Origin of the sequence: Methanothermobacter sp. (genome assembly GCF_049720995.1) — an archaeon.
Lineage (GTDB): Archaea > Methanobacteriota > Methanobacteria > Methanobacteriales > Methanothermobacteraceae > Methanothermobacter.
Genome location: NZ_JBNASF010000003.1, coordinates 69,207 through 90,680 on the forward strand (window position 1 = coordinate 69,207; position 21,474 = coordinate 90,680).

Annotated in this window: 19 protein-coding genes, 6 tRNA genes and 1 pseudogene; 22 read left to right on the top strand and 4 right to left on the bottom strand. The window is 48.9% G+C overall.

Annotated elements, in window-relative coordinates:
* Positions 1 to 27: 27 nt before the first annotated feature.
* A pseudogene (locus tag ACPLJI_RS01990) lies at positions 28 to 222 on the bottom strand (carbon monoxide dehydrogenase beta subunit family protein); the annotation flags it as partial.
* A 318-nt stretch (positions 223 to 540) separates the two neighbouring features.
* On the opposite strand from ACPLJI_RS01990, the gene ACPLJI_RS01995 reads away from it, so the two are divergent.
* A complete protein-coding gene (locus ACPLJI_RS01995) occupies positions 541 to 726 on the top strand; it encodes a 4Fe-4S binding protein (protein WP_424741100.1) in 186 nt (61 codons plus the stop codon).
* On the opposite strand, the gene ACPLJI_RS02000 is transcribed toward ACPLJI_RS01995, so the two are convergent.
* From ACPLJI_RS02000 to twy1, 3 genes are all read right to left on the bottom strand, one after another.
* Positions 720 to 1,805 (bottom strand): hypothetical protein, encoded by a 1,086-nt coding sequence (locus ACPLJI_RS02000; RefSeq protein ID WP_424730853.1) that lies wholly within the window; start codon positions 1,803 to 1,805, stop codon positions 720 to 722. The genes ACPLJI_RS01995 and ACPLJI_RS02000 overlap by 7 nt on opposite strands.
* 92 nt (positions 1,806 to 1,897) lie before the next feature.
* Positions 1,898 to 2,758: a DUF1002 domain-containing protein gene (locus ACPLJI_RS02005; protein ID WP_424730852.1), complete on the bottom strand. Its 861-nt coding sequence runs from the start codon at positions 2,756 to 2,758 to the stop codon at positions 1,898 to 1,900.
* A 173-nt stretch (positions 2,759 to 2,931) separates the two neighbouring features.
* Complete coding sequence (gene twy1 / locus ACPLJI_RS02010; RefSeq protein ID WP_424730851.1) at positions 2,932 to 3,846, bottom strand: 4-demethylwyosine synthase TYW1; 915 nt, start codon at positions 3,844 to 3,846, stop codon at positions 2,932 to 2,934.
* Positions 3,847 to 4,433: 587 nt separating this feature from the next.
* Between twy1 and ACPLJI_RS02015 the strand changes: the two genes are divergently transcribed.
* The 21 genes from ACPLJI_RS02015 to ACPLJI_RS02115 all read left to right on the top strand — a co-directional run bounded on the left by ACPLJI_RS02015 (position 4,434) and on the right by ACPLJI_RS02115 (position 21,384).
* Complete coding sequence (locus tag ACPLJI_RS02015; RefSeq protein ID WP_424741099.1) at positions 4,434 to 5,030, top strand: transglutaminase domain-containing protein; 597 nt, start codon at positions 4,434 to 4,436, stop codon at positions 5,028 to 5,030.
* 244 nt (positions 5,031 to 5,274) lie between these two features.
* On the top strand, positions 5,275 to 5,943 hold the full coding sequence (gene tpiA / locus ACPLJI_RS02020) for a triose-phosphate isomerase (protein WP_424730860.1): 669 nt from the start codon (positions 5,275 to 5,277) through the stop codon (positions 5,941 to 5,943).
* A gap of 10 nt (positions 5,944 to 5,953) precedes the next feature.
* Complete coding sequence (locus ACPLJI_RS02025) at positions 5,954 to 7,174, top strand: phosphoglycerate kinase (RefSeq protein WP_424730849.1); 1,221 nt, start codon at positions 5,954 to 5,956, stop codon at positions 7,172 to 7,174.
* An 89-nt stretch (positions 7,175 to 7,263) separates the two neighbouring features.
* Positions 7,264 to 7,337 (top strand) — tRNA-Thr (locus tag ACPLJI_RS02030).
* A gap of 7 nt (positions 7,338 to 7,344) precedes the next feature.
* Positions 7,345 to 7,419 (top strand) — tRNA-Pro (locus ACPLJI_RS02035).
* A gap of 44 nt (positions 7,420 to 7,463) precedes the next feature.
* A tRNA-Tyr gene (locus ACPLJI_RS02040) sits at positions 7,464 to 7,536 on the top strand.
* A 130-nt stretch (positions 7,537 to 7,666) separates the two neighbouring features.
* Positions 7,667 to 7,738, top strand: a tRNA-Asp gene (locus ACPLJI_RS02045).
* An 8-nt stretch (positions 7,739 to 7,746) separates the two neighbouring features.
* Positions 7,747 to 7,820 (top strand) — tRNA-Lys (locus tag ACPLJI_RS02050).
* Positions 7,821 to 7,862: 42 nt separating this feature from the next.
* Positions 7,863 to 8,096, top strand: coding sequence for a DNA-directed RNA polymerase subunit H (locus ACPLJI_RS02055; RefSeq protein WP_013296229.1), 234 nt, complete (start codon positions 7,863 to 7,865; stop codon positions 8,094 to 8,096).
* Positions 8,097 to 8,157: 61 nt separating this feature from the next.
* The gene (locus ACPLJI_RS02060) at positions 8,158 to 9,702 is read left to right on the top strand and encodes a DNA-directed RNA polymerase subunit B'' (RefSeq protein WP_424730848.1); all 1,545 of its coding nucleotides are present in this window, start codon (positions 8,158 to 8,160) and stop codon (positions 9,700 to 9,702) included.
* 23 nt (positions 9,703 to 9,725) lie between these two features.
* Entirely contained in the window at positions 9,726 to 11,537 is a 1,812-nt protein-coding gene (gene rpoB, locus ACPLJI_RS02065; RefSeq protein ID WP_424730847.1) for a DNA-directed RNA polymerase subunit B, read from the top strand.
* A gap of 38 nt (positions 11,538 to 11,575) precedes the next feature.
* On the top strand, positions 11,576 to 14,188 hold the full coding sequence (rpoA1, locus tag ACPLJI_RS02070) for a DNA-directed RNA polymerase subunit A' (protein WP_424730846.1): 2,613 nt from the start codon (positions 11,576 to 11,578) through the stop codon (positions 14,186 to 14,188).
* Positions 14,189 to 14,197: 9 nt separating this feature from the next.
* Positions 14,198 to 15,553, top strand: coding sequence for a DNA-directed RNA polymerase subunit A'' (gene rpoA2 / locus ACPLJI_RS02075; RefSeq protein WP_424730845.1), 1,356 nt, complete (start codon positions 14,198 to 14,200; stop codon positions 15,551 to 15,553).
* Between the two features lie 10 nt (positions 15,554 to 15,563).
* A complete protein-coding gene (locus tag ACPLJI_RS02080) occupies positions 15,564 to 15,860 on the top strand; it encodes a 50S ribosomal protein L30e (RefSeq protein ID WP_374891696.1) in 297 nt (98 codons plus the stop codon).
* A 6-nt stretch (positions 15,861 to 15,866) separates the two neighbouring features.
* A complete protein-coding gene (locus ACPLJI_RS02085) occupies positions 15,867 to 16,298 on the top strand; it encodes a NusA-like transcription termination signal-binding factor (RefSeq protein WP_374891697.1) in 432 nt (143 codons plus the stop codon).
* Between the two features lie 21 nt (positions 16,299 to 16,319).
* Positions 16,320 to 16,745 carry a 30S ribosomal protein S12 gene (locus ACPLJI_RS02090; RefSeq protein ID WP_374891698.1) on the top strand — a complete coding sequence of 142 codons (426 nt, stop codon included), beginning with the start codon at positions 16,320 to 16,322 and terminating at the stop codon, positions 16,743 to 16,745.
* A gap of 5 nt (positions 16,746 to 16,750) precedes the next feature.
* Complete coding sequence (gene rpsG / locus ACPLJI_RS02095) at positions 16,751 to 17,311, top strand: 30S ribosomal protein S7 (protein ID WP_374891699.1); 561 nt, start codon at positions 16,751 to 16,753, stop codon at positions 17,309 to 17,311.
* Between the two features lie 17 nt (positions 17,312 to 17,328).
* A complete protein-coding gene (locus ACPLJI_RS02100) occupies positions 17,329 to 19,521 on the top strand; it encodes an elongation factor EF-2 (protein WP_374891700.1) in 2,193 nt (730 codons plus the stop codon).
* Between the two features lie 110 nt (positions 19,522 to 19,631).
* A complete protein-coding gene (gene tuf, locus ACPLJI_RS02105; protein ID WP_147671537.1) occupies positions 19,632 to 20,873 on the top strand; it encodes a translation elongation factor EF-1 subunit alpha in 1,242 nt (413 codons plus the stop codon).
* A gap of 35 nt (positions 20,874 to 20,908) precedes the next feature.
* The gene (gene rpsJ, locus ACPLJI_RS02110; protein WP_147671535.1) at positions 20,909 to 21,217 is read left to right on the top strand and encodes a 30S ribosomal protein S10; all 309 of its coding nucleotides are present in this window, start codon (positions 20,909 to 20,911) and stop codon (positions 21,215 to 21,217) included.
* Positions 21,218 to 21,299: 82 nt separating this feature from the next.
* Positions 21,300 to 21,384 (top strand) — tRNA-Ser (locus ACPLJI_RS02115).
* Positions 21,385 to 21,474 lie beyond the last annotated feature (90 nt).

Below are 21,474 nucleotides of genomic sequence, written 5' to 3' on the forward strand. Positions count from 1 at the left end.
AACATCAGAACACCCCCATCTAATTAACTACTGCTCCGGGGCATCTATGAGTTCATCGAGCCATCTGAGCCACTCTATGTACTCCATGGCGGGGTATGAGATGTCTGCATCTGGATGCATGTATCTGCAGAGGGTCAGTGTTTTAAGGTGAGGTGCAAAGGCCTTGAGGGTTGAAAGGCCCTGTGAACCTAAATAGGGGACACCTATGAAGCATACAAGGTCATAGTTGCCATTTCCATGGAAGCCCTGCCATTCAGGATTTTTGAGATTGTTTACAAGTTCAGTTAACTATATGTTCTTCCCTCTCAGTTTAGCCTGAGGCCTGATCCTCCGTAGAGCAACTCCATTTTTTATTATTTTAAATATCCTTTCAATTTATCCTGTGGAAGGTCATTTACCAGCGGCCACCACCATAAGTTGCAGCTTTTAATGGCATAAAACCATTATCAGGAGCATAACCGTTGCATTCCATGTTGATGTAGAGCGGGTCCCATCTGGTCATGCTTCACAACATTTAAATACTTCCCACAATTTCCCGTCATTGATCCTGAAAGGTGTCTCGGCTGCAGGCTCTGCCTTGAGGCCTGTCCTGAAGGATGCATAATATTTGAAGATCCTGTGGCAGACAAGTGCGTCCTGTGCCTTGATGCGGACGTTCTGATTCCTGCATGTATTGAGGCATGCCCCAGCAGTCTTCTGAAGGTGGAAATCAGCAGACATCACTGAATGGTCCTCTTCACAGTGACGGTATGTGCCATTACAAGGGCGGATATTATTATATAGGTGAGCAGGGCCGATGAGTTAAAGGACCTGTTGAAGATGAAAAGTCCCACCAGGCTCTGTGAGAGGAAAGCAGCCAGTGAACCTATGAGAAGGGCCTCCCTGCCCAGGTACATCCTGCTCCCATTGAGCCTCTGCTCCTGGTATTTTTTAAGAACCCTGAGTCCACAGAAGGTGACTATCATGACCCATGCAAGGAGGAAGAGCAGGCCAAAGAACCCTGCATCAAAGGCCACCGCAAATATACCTGGCAGCATGTAGTCTATGTAGTCCTTCTTTACAACCAGAACTCCATAGAATATGTGGTAGGGAAGCCCGAGGTTCTGTATCATGGTAACGGGAAGTGTGATGTAACCATCGGCGCCACCCAGGCAGGCGGATTTCCAGTAACAGGACCCCTGGACATGACCCCAGAATGTGGTATTCTTGAGTACCAGTGAAAGGCTTGGGATGGTGTTCTCCTCAAGCCTTGTGATCCTGAGCATGGGGCTTAGAACACTTTTATGGAGAACCTTTGACAGGAACTCCAGCAGCGCAAATGCTCCTGCACCTGCAAGGATGAATGATAGAACCGATTTTCTGGTTATCCTTGTGCTCCTCCTGAAACTCTTCGACATGAGCAGATAGCCGAATGCCCATCCAATGAGCCATAATATCAGGAATGAGCGGTGCATGAGTCCCCCTGCAATTGCTATTATGAAGAAGAGAAGCAGAGAGAGTTTCTTAACCGATGTTGACCTTATACCTGCCTCTGTGAGGAGATTTGATGATGCCACCATTGTAACCCAGAATAGAACAGCAAATGGGCCAAAGGGGTGTGTGAACTCGTGGTGTGAGAGGAATGGTAGTAGGAGAAAGGCGGCATCAAATGAGAATATGAGAGCCAGTATAACCGTGATTACCGTTCCAAGGAACATCACAAGACTCAGAGGTACTGCAACCACATTGAAGAGTAGTATTATGCCAACGTGGATTATCACTGCAACTTCAAGTATGAACTGAAGGTTATTCTGAGCTATAAACATGATATGGATATTGTATTAACCTATAATATATATCCTTCTCCAGTACGGCCATCTGAATTAGTGGATCGCTGAGCCATGAACAGAAAAAGAGTTTATGGGGAAGTCATCCCCACAATGTAGTCATAGATGCTCTGGAGAAATGCGTAGATCTGATCAAGGATTCCTGAGCCTCCAAACTGCTGACTTACACTTTCAAGCCTCTGTTTAAATTCTGTGAGGTTTCCCTGGACCCTCTGGGATGCTGAAACCGAATCTGCAACCTGCTGAACCTGATTCTCTGTCAGGTTGATATTCATCTGCTGTGAAACATCAACGACAATGTTCTTTATCTCATCAGGGTTCTGAAGGTTCTGATCCTGTGTCCTGTTCTTGACCTCATCAAAGAGCTGTGCCACCTCATCACCGGTTGCATTGGTTTCGTTCACAAGTCTGCTCTGGAGGTAGATCTCCTCAACAGATGCCCTTTTGGCCTCCTCAGGTATCTTCTCACCCACAGCCACCTCATATGACTTCAGTACTCCCGCCAGGGCTGCCTCCCCTGAGGCAGGTACCGGGGATGTTACAACCACATGGCCGCGGTCAATACCAGATGACCTGAGGGCACTGGCATACATCTCAGGGGTCACAACCCTTATCTTACTGGTGTCCACGGAGACCTTGATTCCATCTGAGTATGAGAGGTCAACCATGGCACAGGAGAGTATCTGTGATGGTGAATATACTCGGCCTGTAACTCCCCTGGAGACCTCATTTACCTCAGATGCTGTTACAATCTTTATATTTGCGCTATTGATATCCTTATCTGTCTTTGACTTGAAGTAGTCCATCACTGCATTCCTATATGATGGGTTGCTGTCTGTTGCCTCCCCAAGTGTCACAGAGAATCCGGAGACTGCAAATACCGGTGCGGTTACCATGAATGCAACCACAAGCGCAATGATAAGTCGCCTCATAACAATACCTCCATTTATCAATTAATACATGAGGGGTATATGTATTAATCTGTGGCCACCTGCAACAAGAGCTCCAACCACATGAAGCACCAGATAAAGCCAACACAAAAAATAAAAATTAAGCTTTTACTGCATGATAAACACCAGATAAAGCCGCGGAAGAAATAATAAAACTACCATGCCAGGAGAACAACCCTGCTTTCCCTTGACTCGTCAACGATCTCCATTCCACAGCTGTCTGCAATGCCATCTGCAAATTCATGAACCTCATAGAATAGGGGCATGTTGTCAATTTCAAGCCTTTTCCTTGAGTACCCGATGTACATGTAGGCCTTGACCTCAACAAAATCTGGCTGGGCCCTTTCTATCATCCTGGCGAAAATTTCAGGTTTCTTCATGTTGATGTCCCTGACGGCGGTTATACGCAGAACCTTCCTGCAGTTAAAGGATGGGAGGATCTCAAGGGACCTGTTGAGAAGATCCCATGCACCAGGGATCTGGGGTCTGCAGAGTTTCTCATAGGTTTCCCTGTCGGGGGCGTCGAGGGATATGTAGAGCTGTGTTGGCTCGACAGAGAGTGCCTCAAGATTGCTGGATGCAAGGCCGTTTGTTACAAGGAACGTTGTGAAGTTTCTCTTATGGAATTCTGCAAGGAGTCCATCCATGTCAGGGTAGAGGAGGGGTTCACCTGCAAGGGATATCGCGGCATTCGTGGGATCCTGGGCCTCCATGACCTTTATCTTATCTGCCCTTTCATTGCCAAAGTACCCGCAGAGAAGTTTCCTCTGTGCCTCAATCGCCCCCTCAATTATATCCGCCGGCTCATCATGGGGGCCATTCCATGCTGTTTCTGTTGAAGAGAGGTCCCTCCAGCAGAAAAGACATTTTTGCTGGCAGAAGGGCACACTGGGAGACATCTGAAGACATCTGTGACTCCTGATGCCATAGAACTTCTCCTTGTAACAGACACCTTCATTGATCATGCTTTTCTTTGTCCAGAGGCATGTTTTAACTGCTGAGTGTCTGTTATCACCTACAAAACGGTATCCCATTTTTTCCATTCTTCTCTGAGATTCTTCCGCATACATTGCCAACCCATCTCAAACTATCCTTGCTGATACAATGTTAATTTTCGTTGTGATTTATGTAATATGATGTTATAAGATTGTGTATGTCACATGGGCTGATAGATGAATGTTCCATAACTGGAATATTAATACATGTGCCAATCAAAGTATTAAATATTTTTGATTTTTAACGGTCTCTTAAAATTCCATTCATATATATAAGCCATTTTAGTCTGTTTTAAGAGTTTTGAAGCGTTTAAAATCAATATAATTTATCCAAAATTATTGAACAGATTTAAAAGCCATTCAATCATTTTTAAGCCGCCATAATTCCCTTTTGGATGAAATAAAACATTTAAGAAAAGAATTGGGGAGTAACCGTCAATTCTTTACCAGATGCCCCCAAATCCAGAAAGAGGGCATATATAAGCCTTTTTGTCTTATTCGGGAAACAAAGGTTTATATATATGCTTGATGTGATTAAGGTCCATGGTAAGGTCCGGCGGGTATAGCCTGCCATTATCGGAGGCGGTAAAATTAAGAGACACTCGCGTTATCTCGCTCTACTTGCACTTGCAGTAGCAGTGAGTACCATACCATTTGGACAGATGGAATTTCTGGAATCAGGTGGCGAAAAGATAAAGACAAAATCAGCATCCACCCCAAAGGTTGATGCAGCCTCAAAGTACAGTAAATACAGTAAGGTCTACGCCAAATCAAATAAAAGGATAAAGAAGAAGTACAGGACAAAGGCAACCTACACCACCAAAACAAAGAAGAAGTACAGGACAAAGGCAACCTACACATCAACCTCCAGGAGAGCATACACCAGGGCAGTGAGTTCCGAAGATCTAGATGATCTGCAGGGCGACGAGGGACTTGAAAAACTTGCATCATACATCAACAGAAACTTCAACCATCGATCAGGAGGTCCTCACACCGCTGAGGGTGTTGAGAGGACAGGATACGGAGACTGCTGGGGACTCTCTGACTGGTCAGCAAAGAAACTGGCTGCAAACGGCTACAAGGTGAAGGTCGTCCAGGGAGCCACATCTGCATCATCAAGACACAGATGGCTGCACGTATATTCTGAGGGAAGGTGGACAAGCTTTGAACCGTCACTGGTAACCAAACGTTATGGAAGTAAACATTATACTGCAACCTGTGGGCGCGCAACAACTGTTGTGAAAACCTACAACATGTAGTATAATGTTTACTGCCTTTTTTTATTCCCGGCAACAATTTCTAAACCAACATCCATCATGAGCTTCACATACCCCTTATTCCCGGCAATAGTTTCTATGAAACCTGAAGATTCATTTATACATTCTACCCTGCTCTTTCATTCCAGAACAGAAGTCTCCAGCAAAATCCATGGATGGCATATTTTTATAACACATCAACCATACCTATGAAACATCAGGAATCATACCGGAGGATTTGGAGTTGATGGAAACACCTATCGTCATACTGAATTTTAAGACCTACATTGAGTCCACAGGTGAAAGAGCCCTTGAACTTGCAGGTACCTGTCAGGAGGTTGCAGATGAAACAGGCGTTAACATCGCAGTGGCACCCCAGCATATGGACCTCCAGCGGGTGGCTGAGGCCGTGGATATACCTGTACTGGCCCAGCACATCGACCCCATAGACGCCGGGGGGCACACCGGAGGCGTCCTTGCAGAATGTGCCCTGGAGGCAGGGGCAGCGGGTACCCTCATAAACCACTCAGAGAAGAGGATGAAGCTTGCAGACATTGAAGGTGTCATATCCAAGACGAGGAAACTTAAAATGGCTTCAGTCGTATGCACCAATAATGTAAACACCACAGCGGCCGCAGCAGCCCTCAAACCCGATTTTGTTGCTGTTGAACCCCCTGAACTCATAGGGTCAGGCATACCTGTTTCAAAGGCAGAACCCGAGGTTATAACAGGAAGCGTCAGTGCAGTGCGTGATATAAACCCGGATGTCAGAGTCCTCTGTGGGGCAGGAATATCCACCGGTGAGGACATGAGGGCAGCCCTTGACCTTGGGGCTGAGGGTGTTCTTCTTGCATCTGGCATCATACTCGCAGAAAGCCCCGGGGACGCACTACGGGACCTTGTAAGCAAACTGTGACGGTGATCCTGTGTCCTTCAAATTCAGAACCATGGATGACCTTGAGGTTGAGGGGAAAACTGTGCTTGTACGTGTTGACATAAACTCGCCGGTGGATCCCCAGAGCGGCTCAATACTCGATGACACAAGGATGAGGCTCCATGCTGAGACCATAAGGGAGCTTTCAGATAGGGGTGCCAGGACAGTCATAATGGCCCACCAGAGCCGGCCAGGAAAGAAGGACTTCACAACCCTTGAACAGCACTCCCATAAGCTCTCAGAGATACTTGGAAGGCATGTCAGGTACGTGGAGGACATATTCGGATCCGCAGCAAGGGAGAACATCAGAGATCTGAGGAACGGCGAGATACTCCTCCTTGAAAATGTAAGGTTCTACTCAGAGGAGGTGCTTAAGAGGGACCCCGAAGAACAGGCTGAAACTCACCTTGTGAGGAAACTCACACCCCTCATTGATTACTTCATCAATGACGCCTTTGCAGCTGCCCACAGATCCCAGCCATCACTGGTGGGCTTTGCCCTTAGGGTGCCATCAGCGGCGGGCAGGGTTATGGAACGTGAACTCAGAACACTCAGGAGTGCCCTTGAAAATGTTGAAAGACCCTGTGTCTATGTGCTGGGTGGTGTGAAGGTGGACGACTCCATCATGGTCATGAAGAACGTCCTTGAAAATGGCAGTGCAGACCTTGTACTCACAACGGGCCTTGTTGCCAACATATTCCTTGCAGGCTGTGGTGTTAAAATCGGGAAGGTGAACATGGAGTTCATCAGAAACAGGGGCTACTGTGACTTTATAAAGGTGGCGAAGAAGCTGAAAAAGAGGTTTCCCGATAAAATACTGGTTCCCGTTGATGTTGCAATCAGCAGGAATGGAAAACGGGTGGATGTGCCTGTGAAAAAGATACCCAATCATCCCATACAGGATATCGGTATCGAGACAATAAAACTCTATGCCGAGAGGATACGTGAGGCCAGGACCCTCTTTGCAAATGGTCCCGCAGGTGTATTTGAGAACCCTGACTTCAGCATAGGCACCGAGGATATACTCAATGCCATCTCCTCATCTGAGGGTTTCTCAATAATAGGTGGGGGTCACCTTGCCGCTGCGGCTGCCAAGATGGGCTTTGAGGATAATATAGGACACATAAGCAGTGGTGGGGGTGCCAGTATAAGTCTCCTTGCAGGTGAAGAACTGCCTGCTGTAAGGGTGCTTGAGGAGTCCGCACCACCATAACCCATACGGGAGGTGGTGGACCTCCCCTCAAGGGCGCCCCGGCTATCAACCACAAACTATATAAATGAGTAGTTACTAACATTGGAAATGCCTCGGTAGCTCAGTCTGGTGGAGCGCGAGACTTGTAATCTCGTGGTCGCGGGTTCAATTCCCGTCCGGGGCTTCGTAAGGGGACCATAGGGTAGCTTGGTCGATCCTTTGGGCTTTGGGAGCCTGAGACCCCGGTTCAAATCCGGGTGGTCCCATCCAAAAAGCTTAAATATACATCACCCCCAATGATGTATATCAACCCGCCTTAGCTCAATTGGCAGAGCATCGGACTGTAGATCCGAGGGTTGCTGGTTCAAGTCCGGCAGGCGGGACTTCACCAACAGTGTGAAAGCTTTAAATACTAGAAAAATAGAACTCATAACACATGTATGTCATACAGCAACAGTAAAGTATATAAGCAGGCAACGAGAGAACACAGTAATGCTCTCATTCTGGAGACCTGCCCTGGTGGTGTAGGGGCTATCATGCGGGCCTGTCGAGCCCGCGACTCGGGTTCAATTCCCGGCCAGGGCGTTCCTTCAGGGCCCGTAGCTCAGTCTGGCAGAGCGCTTGGCTTTTAACCAAGTGGTCGCGGGTTCAATTCCCGTCGGGCCCGCTATCTAATTTTACGGTGACTTTTTATCTGGAGGACTAAATTGTGAAGAGGGAAATCTTGAAACACCATCTGGTTCCGGAACACGTGGTTTTAAATGATTCTGAAGCAAAAAGGGTGCTGAAAGAACTGGATGCGCATCCAGAACAGCTTCCAAAAATAAAAACAACAGACCCTGTGGTGAAGGCCATAGGTGCTAAAAGGGGGGATATAGTGAAAATAATCCGTAAGAGTCCAACTGCCGAAGAATTCATTACATATAGACTCGTGCAGGACTAGTTTTTCGGGTAAAAACCGTAAGCTCATAACTCAACCATCTAATTTGTTTTGGAGGAAGTCCATGAAAAAAAGTGCATGGGGATTGGTAGACGCGTTTTTTGATAAATACGACCTTGTGGACCACCACATACATTCCTACAATGACTTCGTGAGTAACCGTATACAGGAGATAATCGACACAAGCGAACCCATAGAGCTGGAACAGGGAAAGTACCGTGTCGAGACAGGCAAGGTGAGCATAGAAAAACCCTTCATCAAGGAGGCAGACGGCTCAAAGAGCAAAATATATCCAACGGAGGCAAGACTCAGGAATTTGACCTACTCGGCCCACATGAGCCTCGAGATGAGACTCATAAAGGAGGGGGGTCCTGAAACAGAATTCGAAAAGGTCTACATCGGGGAACTGCCTGTTATGCTGAAATCAGAGATATGCCACCTGCATGGCCTCAGCAGGAATGAACTCATTGAAAAGGGCGAGGACCCGGCTGACCCTGGCGGCTACTTCATAGTCAACGGTTCAGAGAGATCAATAGTCACCATGGAGGAGATAGCCCCTAACAAGATAATACTTGAGAGGATCGGGGAAGAGGATGAAAACAGGGCCAGGGCAATAGTTACATCTATAAGAAGTGGTTTCAGGGCCAGAATATCCCTTGAATACAGGAAGCCCCGGAAGAGCGGAGTGTTCCTGAGAATATCATTCCCATATGTCCCCGGAGAACTCCCGCTGGTGATACTGCTAAGGGCCCTTGGGCTTGCAACTGACCAGGACATCATAACCAGCATATCAGATGACTTCAACTACCAGATGATCGCCGCCGACGACATACAGGTATCGCTGGACAAGCTGAACCTCAAAAAGGATGAAATGGAGAAACTGGACGAGGAGGGGAGAAGGGAGTACCTTGTAAGGAGCGCCATAAGATACATCGGTAACCGGGTCGCCAAGGGCATGACCGAGGACTACCGCATGAAAAGGGCTGAGGATGTCATAGACCGCTACCTCCTCCCCCACATAGGGACAGAACCAGAAAAGAGGCTGGAGAAGGCAATATACCTGGCTGAAATGACCGAAATGCTCCTCCAGGTTATATCCGGTGAGCGGAAGCCCCACGATAAGGACCACTACACCAACAAGAGGCTCAGGGTTTCAGGTGACCTCATGGAGGACCTTCTGAGGGTGGCCTTCACAAGTCTCAGCAGGGACATGAGCTACCAGCTGGAGAGAAGCCTCGCAAGGGGTAAGGAGCCCTCAGTCAAACAGGCTGTGAGGTCAGATGTCCTCACAGAGAACCTCAAACACGCCATAGCGACAGGTAACTGGGTTGGTGGAAGGGCAGGTGTGAGCCAGCTCCTGGATCGGACAAGTTACATGGGTACACTATCCCATATGAGAAGGGTTGTCTCCCCCCTCAGCAGGAGTCAGCCACACTTTGAGGCAAGAGACCTTCACCCGACACAGTTCGGTAAGATCTGCCCCAACGAGACCCCTGAGGGTCCAAACTGTGGTCTTGTTAAGAACCTCGCCCTCCTTGCAAAGATATCCGAGGGTTCAGATGGAAGGGATGTTGAGGAAGTGATCAGAAAAATGGGGGTTCTGAACTAATTTTTCCACCGGGAGGCTGTTAAGTGAGCAAAACCAAGATTTACATTAACGGGAAACTTATAGGGACCTGCGAAAACCCTGAAGAATTCGTACAGGAGATGAGGGAGAAGAGGAGATCTGGAGAGGTCTCACCTGAGATGAACATAACCCATTACCCTGAAAACCATGAGATATATATATTCACAGACCCTGGAAGGGCCAGAAGACCCCTCATCATTGTAAGGGAAGGCGAACCTATTTTAAAGGAGGAACACCTTGAAAAGCTTGAATCCGGGGAAATGGAATGGGATGACCTCATAAAGGAGGGTATAATAGAGTATCTGGATGCCGAGGAAGAGGAAAACGCCTACATAGCAATGAGTCCAGAGGACCTCACAGATGAACACACCCACCTTGAGATAGACCCCTCCACCATGCTGGGGATATGTGCAGGTATCATTCCATTCGCAAACCACAACTCATCACCTAGGAACACCATGGAGGCGGGGATGACCAAGCAGGCCCTTGGTCTCTATGCATCCAACTACGACCTCAGGACAGATACACGTGCACACCTACTCCACCACCCACAGGTCCCCATAGTCAAGACAAGGATAATAGATGTGACAGGCTACGATGAGAGGCCATCAGGCCAGAACTTCGTTGTGGCCGTAATGTCCTATGAGGGCTACAACATGGAGGATGCACTGATACTCAACAAGGCATCCCTTGAGAGGGGACTTGCAAGGTCATCATTCTTCAGATCATACGAGGCCGCAGAGCGGAGATACCCCGGTGGTCAGGAGGACCGCTTCGAGATACCCGAGAAGGGGGTCCGGGGCTACAGGTCAGAGAGCGACTACAGGCACCTTGACGAGGACGGCATAATAAACCCCGAGGCAGTGGTATCATCCGGTGACGTCCTCATAGGTAAAACATCACCACCCAGGTTCCTGGAGGAAATCGATGAGTTCGGAACCGTGGCAGAGCGTAGAAGAGAAACCTCAGTAACCGTTAGGCACGGTGAGAAGGGCATAGTTGACGCTGTGCTCCTGACAGAAACCGTTGAGGGCAGCAGACTCGCCAAGATAAGGGTGCGGGAACAGAGACAGCCAGAACTCGGTGACAAATTCGCATCAAGGCACGGTCAGAAGGGTGTTGTGGGCCTCATAGTATCACAGGAGGACATGCCCTTCACAGAGGACGGTGTTGTGCCAGACCTCATAGTCAACCCCCATGCCATACCATCAAGGATGTCTGTGGGGCAGGTCCTTGAGATGCTCGCAGGCAAGGCCGCGTGCATGGAGGGCCGCCGGGTGGACGGAACACCATTCACCGGAGAGGACGAGGGGGACATAAAGAAAGCCCTCAGAGACAATGGATTTGAAAGTGCCGGTGTGGAATCACTCTACAACGGAATAACCGGTGAAAGGATAGAGGCGGAGATATTCATAGGAGTGGCCTACTACCAGAAACTCCACCACATGACAACAGACAAGGTATACGCAAGATCAAGGGGTCCTGTACAGGTCCTCACAAGACAGCCAACCGAGGGAAGGGCCAGGGAAGGAGGTCTCAGATTCGGTGAAATGGAAAGGGACTGCCTGATTGCCCATGGAGCAGCGCTGGCCCTGAAGGAAAGGCTTCTTGATGAATCAGACAAATACGAAGCACTGGTATGTACCGAGTGCGGTATGATAGCAATCTACGACAAGATAAGGGATAAGAAGTACTGTCCAATATGTGAGGACTCAGAGTCATTCCCTGTGGAGATATCATACGCCTTCAAATTACTCCTTGATGAGCTTAAGAGTCTATGCATCTTCCCGAAACTCATACTGGAAGACAAGGCATGATTACGGATTTGAGGGAATAAATCAAAGGAGAGAATACCTTGAGTGGAATTTTAAAGAAAATTTCCCAGATAAATTTTGGTCTCATGTCCCCTGAGGATATAAGGAAGATGTCCGTTACCCAGGTCGTGACACCGGACACCTATGACGAGGACGGGTACCCCATCGAGAACGGGCTCATGGACCCGAGACTTGGTGTCATAGACCCCAGTCTCAGGTGCAGGACATGCGGGGCCAAGGGCGGTGAGTGCCCGGGACACTTTGGAAGCATAAACCTGGCAAGACCTGTTATCCACGTGGGATTCGCGGATACAATACACAAGATCCTCAGGTCAATCTGCAGAAAATGCAGCAGGGTACTGCTCACAGAGGTCGAGATTGAAGAGTACAGACAGCGGATACTCGAGGCCATGGAGAAGGAGGAGAGCCTCACACCCATAATAAAGGAAATATACGCAGAGGCCAGACGCGAGAAGTGCCCCCACTGTGAGGAGGAACAGGAGGAAATAAAACTGGATAAACCCGTCTCCATAGTTGAGGGTGACTACAAACTAACACCCAGCGAGGTGAGGGAGAGGCTTGAGAAGATAACCGACGACGACGCACTCATCCTCGGAGTCAACCCGGAGGTTGCAAGGCCCGAATGGATGGTCCTCACGGTCCTCCCGGTCCCCCCGGTCACTGTGAGGCCATCGATAACCCTTGAAACCGGTGAGAGATCAGAGGACGACCTGACCCACAAACTCGTGGATATCCTCAGGATAAACCAGCGCCTCAAGGAGAACATGGAGGCAGGGGCACCCCAGCTAATCGTCGAGGACCTCTGGGAACTCCTCCAGTACCATGTGACAACCTACTTCGACAATGAGGCCTCAGGTGTCCCGCCTGCAAGGCACCGCTCTGGAAGACCCCTCAAAACCCTCGCCCAGAGACTCAAGGGTAAGGAGGGGCGTTTCAGGAGCAACCTCTCAGGTAAGAGGGTTAACTTCTCTGCCCGTACAGTCATCTCCCCTGACCCCAACATAAGCATAAATGAGGTGGGAGTCCCTGAGATCATAGCCAGGGAGGTCACAGTACCAGTCTACGTTACAGAATGGAACATAGACCAGATGAGGGAGTACATAGAAAACGGCCCCGACATCCACCCCGGAGCCAACTACGTTATAAGACCAGACGGCCGCAAAATAAGGATATACAATGAAACCAAGGATGTTGTCCTTGAGAACCTCAAACCAGGGTACATAGTCGAGAGGCACCTCAAGGATGGTGACATAGTCCTCTTCAACCGCCAGCCATCCCTCCACAGGATGTCCATGATGGCCCATGAGGTCCGTGTACTGCCATACAAGACCTTCCGTCTCAACCTGTGCGTCTGCCCCCCATACAACGCAGACTTTGACGGGGACGAAATGAACATGCACGTATTCCAGACCGAGGAGTCAAGGGCAGAGGCCAAAACACTCATGCGCGTCCAGGAACACATACTCTCCCCAAGGTTCGGCGGCCCCATCATAGGCGGAATACACGACCATATATCAGGCGCATATCTCCTTACAAGAAAAAGGGCTGTTTTCAGTGAGGATAAGGTCTTCCAGATCCTCAAAAAAGCAGGACTACCCCTACCTGACAGGAAGGGCCGCGACTGGACAGGTAAAGAAATATTCAGCACGGTCCTCCCTGATGACCTCAACATGGTCTACCGGGCCGAAATATGCAGGAAATGCGAAGAATGCCTTGAAATGGACTGCGAAAACGATGCCTATGTCGTCATAGAAGACGGGAACCTCATATCAGGCGTTATTGATGAAAAAGCCTACGGCGCATTCGCCGGTAAAATACTCGACCACATAGTCAAAGAATACGGAGCCGACACCGCCAGAAAATTCCTTGACTCTGCAACAAAACTCGCCATTGCAGGTATAATGCACGCCGGTTTCACAACCAGCACCAACGATGAAGAAATCCCACAGGAAGCCCGTGAAAGAATAGAAGCCCACCTGAAGAACGCTGAGGCCAGAGTCGACCAGCTCATCGAAGCCTACGAGAACGGAGAACTCGAACCCCTCCCCGGTAGAAGCCTTGAGGAGACCCTGGAGATGAAGATAATGCAGGTTCTGGGTGAGGCAAGGGACAAATCAGGGGAGATAGCAGAGAGCTACTTTGACATGGATGAAAACCACGCAGTCATAATGGCACTCACAGGTGCAAGGGGGTCAATGCTCAACCTCACACAGATAACAGCCTGTGTGGGGCAGCAATCAGTCAGAGGTGGACGAATAAGCAGAGGATACGATAACAGGACACTCCCACACTTCAAAAAAGGAGAGCTCGGCGCCAAGTCCCGCGGATTCGTACACTCAAGTTACAAGGAGGGCCTCGACCCCATAGAATTCTTCTTCCACGCCATGGGGGGAAGAGAGGGGCTTGTGGATACAGCCATCCGTACAGCCCAGAGCGGTTACATGCAGAGGCGTCTTGTAAACGCCCTCCAGGACCTCACAGTCAACGAGGACGGAAAGGTCGTTGACAACAGGGGAGTCATAATACAGACTAGATTCGGTGAGGACGGCGTTGACCCCGCCAAAAGCGACTACGGAAAGATCGTGGACCTCGACAAACTCGTAGAGGAAATAAGGCTCAAATCAAAGGGGTAAGGTGATTCTGTGCAGGAAATTATGGCTAAAATAGAGGATTACTCCTCAAAGAACGGGATCCTGCTTCCAGATCCTGTTTTGGACTATGTTGCCAGGATCGCTGAGGAGGAAAAACTGAAGGAAGCAGATCTTTATGAAATGGTGAGACTCTTCAGCAGGATCTCAGAGAGAAATAGAGGTCTTGGAGGCGACGAGCTCCTCGACGCAGTTGAGGACGAATACCGGCGCATCCTTAAGGTCCGGGAACTTGTTAAAAGGAAAAGGGCAAAGTTTCCGCCGGGGCTCATTGAAGAAATAGCCGGGGCTATGAGGAAGCACGACCTCAGCGACGATGAACTGGATGAACTTATAAGAAGGGTCAGAAGGGCCTATGAGAGGGCGAAGGTTGAGGCCGGTGAGGCGGTCGGGACAGTTGCAGCCCAGTCAGTGGGTGAACCAGGTACCCAGATGACGATGCGTACCTTCCACTACGCAGGGGTGGCGGAACTCAACGTTACCCTGGGTCTCCCAAGGCTCATCGAGATCGTTGATGCCAGGAAGAAGATATCAACGCCAACCATGAGCATCTACTTTGAGGGTGACCTCAGGTATGATGAGGAATTTGTGCGCAAAAAGGCCAATAAGATAGGTAAAAGCACCCTCAACGATGTCCTCAAAAACTTCAGCATCCAGTACGCAGATATGGCAGTGGTTGCAGAACTGGACGAGGAGAAGATCCTTGAAAAACACCTTGAATATGATGATATAATAGAAAAGGTGGAAAAAACTTTTAAGAAAGTAGAAATAGATAACAGCATACTGAGATTTGAACCCCAGAAACCCACCATAAGGGAGCTCAGGTTACTGGCTGATAAGGTGAGGAAACTCCAGATAAGTGGGGTTAAAAATATAGGAAAGGTGGTTATCCGTAAAGAGGATGATGAATGGGTAATCCATACAGAGGGTTCAAACCTTGGAGCTGTTCTTAAAGAAGAGGGTGTGGATAAGGTCCGGACGACGACAAACGACATACACGAAATAGAAACCGTTCTGGGCATAGAAGCAGCGAGAAACGCAATAATACACGAAGCAAAAAGAACCATGGAGGAACAGGGTCTCACAGTGGACATACGTCACATAATGCTTGTTGCAGATATGATGACTGCTGATGGTTCTGTTAAATCCATTGGAAGACATGGTATAAGCGGTGAAAAGGCAAGCGTTCTTGCAAGAGCTTCTTTTGAGGAAACAGGTAAGCACCTTCTTAGAGCAAGTATCAGGGGAGAAGTGGACCATCTCACTGGTATCATAGAGAACATTATTATAGGACAGCCTATACCTCTGGGTACAGGTTCCGTTAGTGTTGTGATGAAAGAAAGAAAATAGGAGGCAGTAGATGGACATAGATAGAGGAATACGAGTCGCTGTAGATACTGGTAATGTTATCCTTGGATCAAAGAGGACAATTCAGAGCCTCAAACTGGGTAAGGGTAAGCTGGTGGTAATGGCCAGTAACATACCAGATGACCTCAGAGAGGACATAGAATACTATGCAGAGCTATCAGATATTCCGGTTTACACCCATGAGGGCACCAGCGTTGAACTGGGGTCTGTCTGCGGTAAACCCTTCACGGTGGGGGCGCTCTTAATCCAGGATCCTGGTGATTCAACAATACTGGAAATGGTGGGGTAGGTTGCTGTGACCATCAAATTTACCACAAACGAGATAAGATACATTGCACTCTTTGAAAGCATGACCGGTGCAATGGTGAAGGACTGCATTGTGGATGACGAAAATGGCAGGGTAACATTCCTTGTGAAAAAGGGTGATATGGGCCTTGCCATTGGTAAAAAGGGAAGTACAGTGGCCAAGGTTCAGAAGGCACTTGACAAGGGTGTTGAGGTAATCGAACACTCCAGTGACCCTGTGGAGTTCATAAAGAACCTCATGGCACCCGCCAAGATAAGGAGCATCAGGATACTTCAGAAGGAAAACGGTGAAAAGATAGCCACAGTGGAAACCGATCCAAAGAATAAGAGAATCGCCATTGGACGTGGCGGACAGAACATTGAGAGGGCCAGGTTACTGGCCAGAAGACAGCACAACATAAGCAATATTATAATAAAATAAATCTTATAGGAGGAATCTTATTTGCCAGGACTATTCGCAGCAAAAAAGCTCAAAAGCAAGAGGCAGAAATTCAGATGGAAGGACACACAATACAAGAGAAGATCACTCCGCCTTGATGTTAAGGCTGACCCGCTTGAAGGCGCCCCCCAGGCCAGGGGGATAGTGATTGAGAAGGTGGGTATAGAGGCAAAACAGCCCAACTCAGCAATAAGGAAATGTGTGAGGGTTCAGTTAATCAAAAACGGTAAACAGATCACAGCCTTCGCACCTGGAGACGGCGCTATAGGCTTTATCGATGAACACGATGAGGTCGTTGTTGAGGGTATCGGCGGACCATCAGGAAGGTCCATGGGTGACATACCCGGTGTGAGGTGGAAGGTTACAAAGGTCAACAATGTTTCCCTCCAGGAAATGGTCAAAGGGAAAATAGAAAAACCTGTGAGGTAATCATTATGAGTTTAGTTTTTGATAAATGGGAACTGGAGGAAGTCAGGGTTGAGGATATGGGCCTTGCAAAGTACATATGCCTTGACAGCATCCTGGTTCCCCACACAATGGGAAGACACGTGAAGAGGCAGTTTGCAAAGTCAAAGGTTTCAATAGTTGAGAGACTGATAAACAAGGTAATGAGAACCGAAAGGAACTCAGGTAAAAAGAACAAGGCCTACAAAATAGTAAAGGAAGCCTTTGAAATCATAAACCGGAGGACCAAGGAGAACCCGGTCCAGATCCTTGTTAAGGCCGTTGAAAACACCTCCCCCCGTGAGGAGACAACAAGGATAAAGTACGGTGGTATAGGTTACCAGGTTGCAGTTGACATATCCCCCCAGAGAAGGGTGGACCTCTCCCTCGGATTCATAACCAAGGGTGCAATGCAGGCGGCATTCAAGAACAAGAAATCCATAGAGGAGTGCCTGGCAAACGAGATAATGCTGGCTGCAGAGTATGACACCAGAAGCTTCGCAATCCAGAAGAAGGAAGAGAAAGAAAGGATAGCCAGGTCCGCACATTAAGTTTACAGGTGGTTTTAGTGAGCAGACGTGCAAAAATGATTAGCAAGATTAAGGAGCTCATGTACCAGCCGGAATACATCCGTAACATCGGTATAGTGGCGCACATCGACCATGGTAAAACAACCCTCTCAGACAACCTCCTGGCTGGTGCAGGGATGATCTCCGCCGAACTGGCAGGGGATCAGCGTTTCCTTGACTTCGACGAACAGGAACAGGCAAGGGGTATCACCATTGACGCAGCAAACGTATCAATGGTCCACTCCTATGACGGAGAAGAATACCTCATCAACCTCATAGACACCCCCGGTCACGTGGACTTCGGTGGTGACGTTACAAGGGCCATGAGGGCTGTGGACGGTGCCGTTGTGGTCGTATGCGCAGTTGAGGGTATAATGCCCCAGACCGAAACCGTGCTGAGACAGGCCCTTAAGGAAAATGTGAGGCCCGTCCTCTTCATCAACAAGGTTGACAGGCTCATAAATGAACTCAAACTGGACGCCAGTGAGCTCCAGGAGAGGTTCATAAAGATCATTGCCAATGCAAACAAACTCATCAAGAACATGGCACCTGAGGAATTCAGGGACAAGTGGCAGGTCCGTGTGGAGGATGGAAGCGTTGCCTTCGGTTCAGCATACCACAACTGGGCCATAAACGTCCCGATAATGCAGGAGACAGGTATAAACTTCAACGATATCTACCAGTACTGTAAGGATGACAACCAGAAGGAACTCGCCCAGAAGGTACCCCTCCACCAGGTGCTCCTGGGAATGGTGGTTGAGCACCTCCCGAGCCCTGCCAAGTCCCAGGCATACAGGGTACCCATCATATGGTCAGGGGACCTTGAAAGCGAGGAAGGACAGGCTATGCTCAAAACAGACCCTGACGGTCCCCTTGCAGTTATGGTTACAGATGTGAGTATAGATAAACACGCAGGGGAAGTTGCAACAGGACGTGTCTACGGTGGTACAATAGAGAAGGGAAGCGAGGTCTTCCTTGTTGGTTCACACAGCAAGGCACGTGTCCAGCAGGTCGGTGTCTACATGGGTCCTGAGAGGGTCAACACCGACAAAGTTCCAGCAGGTAATATCGTGGCCATAACAGGCGCCAAGAATGCCGTTGCAGGTGAAACAATCTGTGACACAGGAAGGAAGATAAAGGCCTTCGAGGGTCTCGAACACATATCAGAACCTGTGGTTACAGTTGCAGTTGAGGCCAAGAATACAAAGGATCTTCCAAAGCTAATAGAGGTCCTCAGACAGGTTGGTAAGGAGGACCCAACAGTAAGGGTTGAGATCAACGAGGAGACAGGTGAGCACCTCATCTCAGGTATGGGTGAACTCCACCTTGAGATCATAGCCTACAGGATAAACGAGAAGGGTGTTGAGATAGAAACCTCAGAGCCCATAGTGGTGTACAGGGAAACGGTTTCAGGAACCGCAGGACCAGTTGAGGGTAAATCACCCAACAAGCACAACAGATTCTACATAGAAATTGAACCTGTCGAAGAATCAGTGATGCAGGCGATACAGGAAGGTAAGATAAAGGAGGGCCGCGTCAAGGGTAAGGAGATGGCAAAGAACTTCATAGAGGCAGGTATGGACAAGGAGGAGGCCAGAAGGGTCTGGGATGTCTATGAGAAGAACCTGTTCATCAACATGACCCGTGGTATCCAGTACCTTGACGAGATAAAGGAGCTCCTCCTTGATGGTTTCGAGAGTGCAATGGATAACGGCCCCATCGCCAAGGAAAAGGTGATGGGTGTTAAGATAAAGCTCATGGACGCCAAGATCCACGAGGACGCAGTTCACAGGGGTCCGGCCCAGGTTTTACCCGCCATAAGGAAGGGTATATTCGGTGCCATGATGTCTGCCGAGCCCACAGTGCTTGAACCCATACAGAAGGTGTTCATCAACGTGCCCCAGGACTACATGGGAAGCGCAACCCGTGAGATACAGAACAGGCGCGGGCAGATCGTCAACATGACCCAGGAGGGTGACATGGTAACCGTTGAATCCGTGGTGCCTGTGGCAGAGATGTTCGGATTCGCAGGTGATATCAGGTCAGCCACCGAAGGAAGATGCCTATGGTCAACAGAGAACGCTGGATTCGAGAAACTGCCAAATGAACTGCAGCACACAATAATAAGGGAAGTGAGGACCAGGAAGGGTCTAAGTCCCGAGCCATACAGGGCAGACCACTACCTGGGTTAACCCCATTAAACTTATATAATTAAAAGGAATATAGGAAATTACCTTAGACAAACAACACGTATAGGTGTTGAATCTAGATCAGGCTAAATCATCACATATGGAGGTATAATATGGCTAAAGAAAAAGAACACATGAACCTGGCGTTTATTGGACACGTAGACCACGGAAAATCCACACTAGTGGGACACCTGCTCCTCCAGGCAGGGGCAATCGCCGAGCAGCAGCTGGCTGACGGTGAGGACAAGTTCAGGTTCGTCATGGACAGACTCTCCGAAGAAAGGGAAAGGGGAGTTACAATCGACCTTGCGCACGCAAAATTCGAAACAGACAAGTACGAGTTCACCATCGTGGACTGCCCTGGACACCGTGACTTCGTTAAGAACATGATCACAGGTGCATCCCAGGCAGACGCCGCAGTCCTTGTGGTGGCAGTTGACGACGGTGTAATGCCCCAGACCAAGGAGCATGTCTTCCTATCAAGGACACTGGGTATAAACCAGCTAATAGTGGCCATCAACAAGATGGACCTTGTCAACTACGACGAAGAAAAATTCAACGCCCTCAAGGATGAGGTTGCAGCCCTCATCAAAACAGTTGGTTACAAGCCAAGCGACGTTGAATTCATACCACTCTCAGCCTTCGAGGGTGACAACATAACAACCAAGAGCGACAACACCCCCTGGTACAAGGGTAAAACACTCGTTGAAGCACTCGACGACCTTGAAGCACCTGAAAAACCTGTGGACCTTCCACTAAGGATACCCATACAGGACGTCTACTCCATCACAGGTGTGGGTACAGTCCCTGTTGGACGTGTAGAGACAGGTGTACTCAAGAAAGGTGAAAACGTCATATTTGAACCAGCAGGTGTCAGTGGAGAGGTCAAATCCATCGAAATGCACCACGAAATGATCGACCAGGCAGAGCCCGGTGACAACATCGGTTTCAACGTCAGGGGTGTAGGTAAAAACGACATCAGAAGGGGAGACGTTGCAGGACACCTTGACAACCCGCCAAAGGTTGCCAAGGAGTTCACAGCACAGATCGTCGTTCTACAGCACCCGGGTGTCATAACAGTCGGTTACACACCTGTATTCCACTGTCACACAGCACAGGTTGCCTGCACATTCCTTGAACTTGTGCAGAAAATGAACCCTGCAACAGGTCAGGTTGAAGAGGAAAACCCTGACTTCCTCAAAACAGGTAACGCTGCTGTTGTGAAGGTCAAACCAACAAAGCCACTGGTCATCGAAAAGATAAAGGACATCCCACACATGGGAAGGTTCGCCATAAGGGACATGGGACAGACAGTGGCTGCTGGAATGTGTATAGACCTCGTACCAGCAAAATAAACCCCATCCCTTCCCTTTTTTAAAGGAGGATTCAGATGCACAAAGCAAGGATTAAACTCACAGGGACAGACCCCGAAAAACTGGCATACGTCTGTGACCAGCTTAAGAAGATCGCTGAGAGGACAGGCGTGGACATGTCAGGTCCAATACCCCTCCCAACCAAGAAACTTGTGGTCCCAACAAGGAAATCACCCGATGGTGAGGGAACCGCAACCTGGGAGAAGTGGGAGATGAGGATTCACAAGAGACTTGTGGGTATAGAGGCCGATGAAAGGGCAATGCGTCAGGTCATGAAGGTCAATGTACCTGACAACGTCAGCATAGAAATAGAACTCAGGAGTTAAGTGGGGTGAAAACCCCTATAACCAAATTCAGGGACCAAAAACTATATAAATAAGAGTTTATCAATCTCTTTTATCTGATGCTGCCGGGATAGCCTAGCCAGGTAAGGCGCGGGACTTGAGATCCCGTGGAGATTCTCTCCGCCTGGGTTCAAATCCCAGTCCCGGCGCTTAAAAACCTTTTTCTGATGAAATTAAAAGCTTATTCTGCCGGGATAGCCTAGCCAGGTAAGGCGCAAGACTGGAAATCTTGTGGAGCT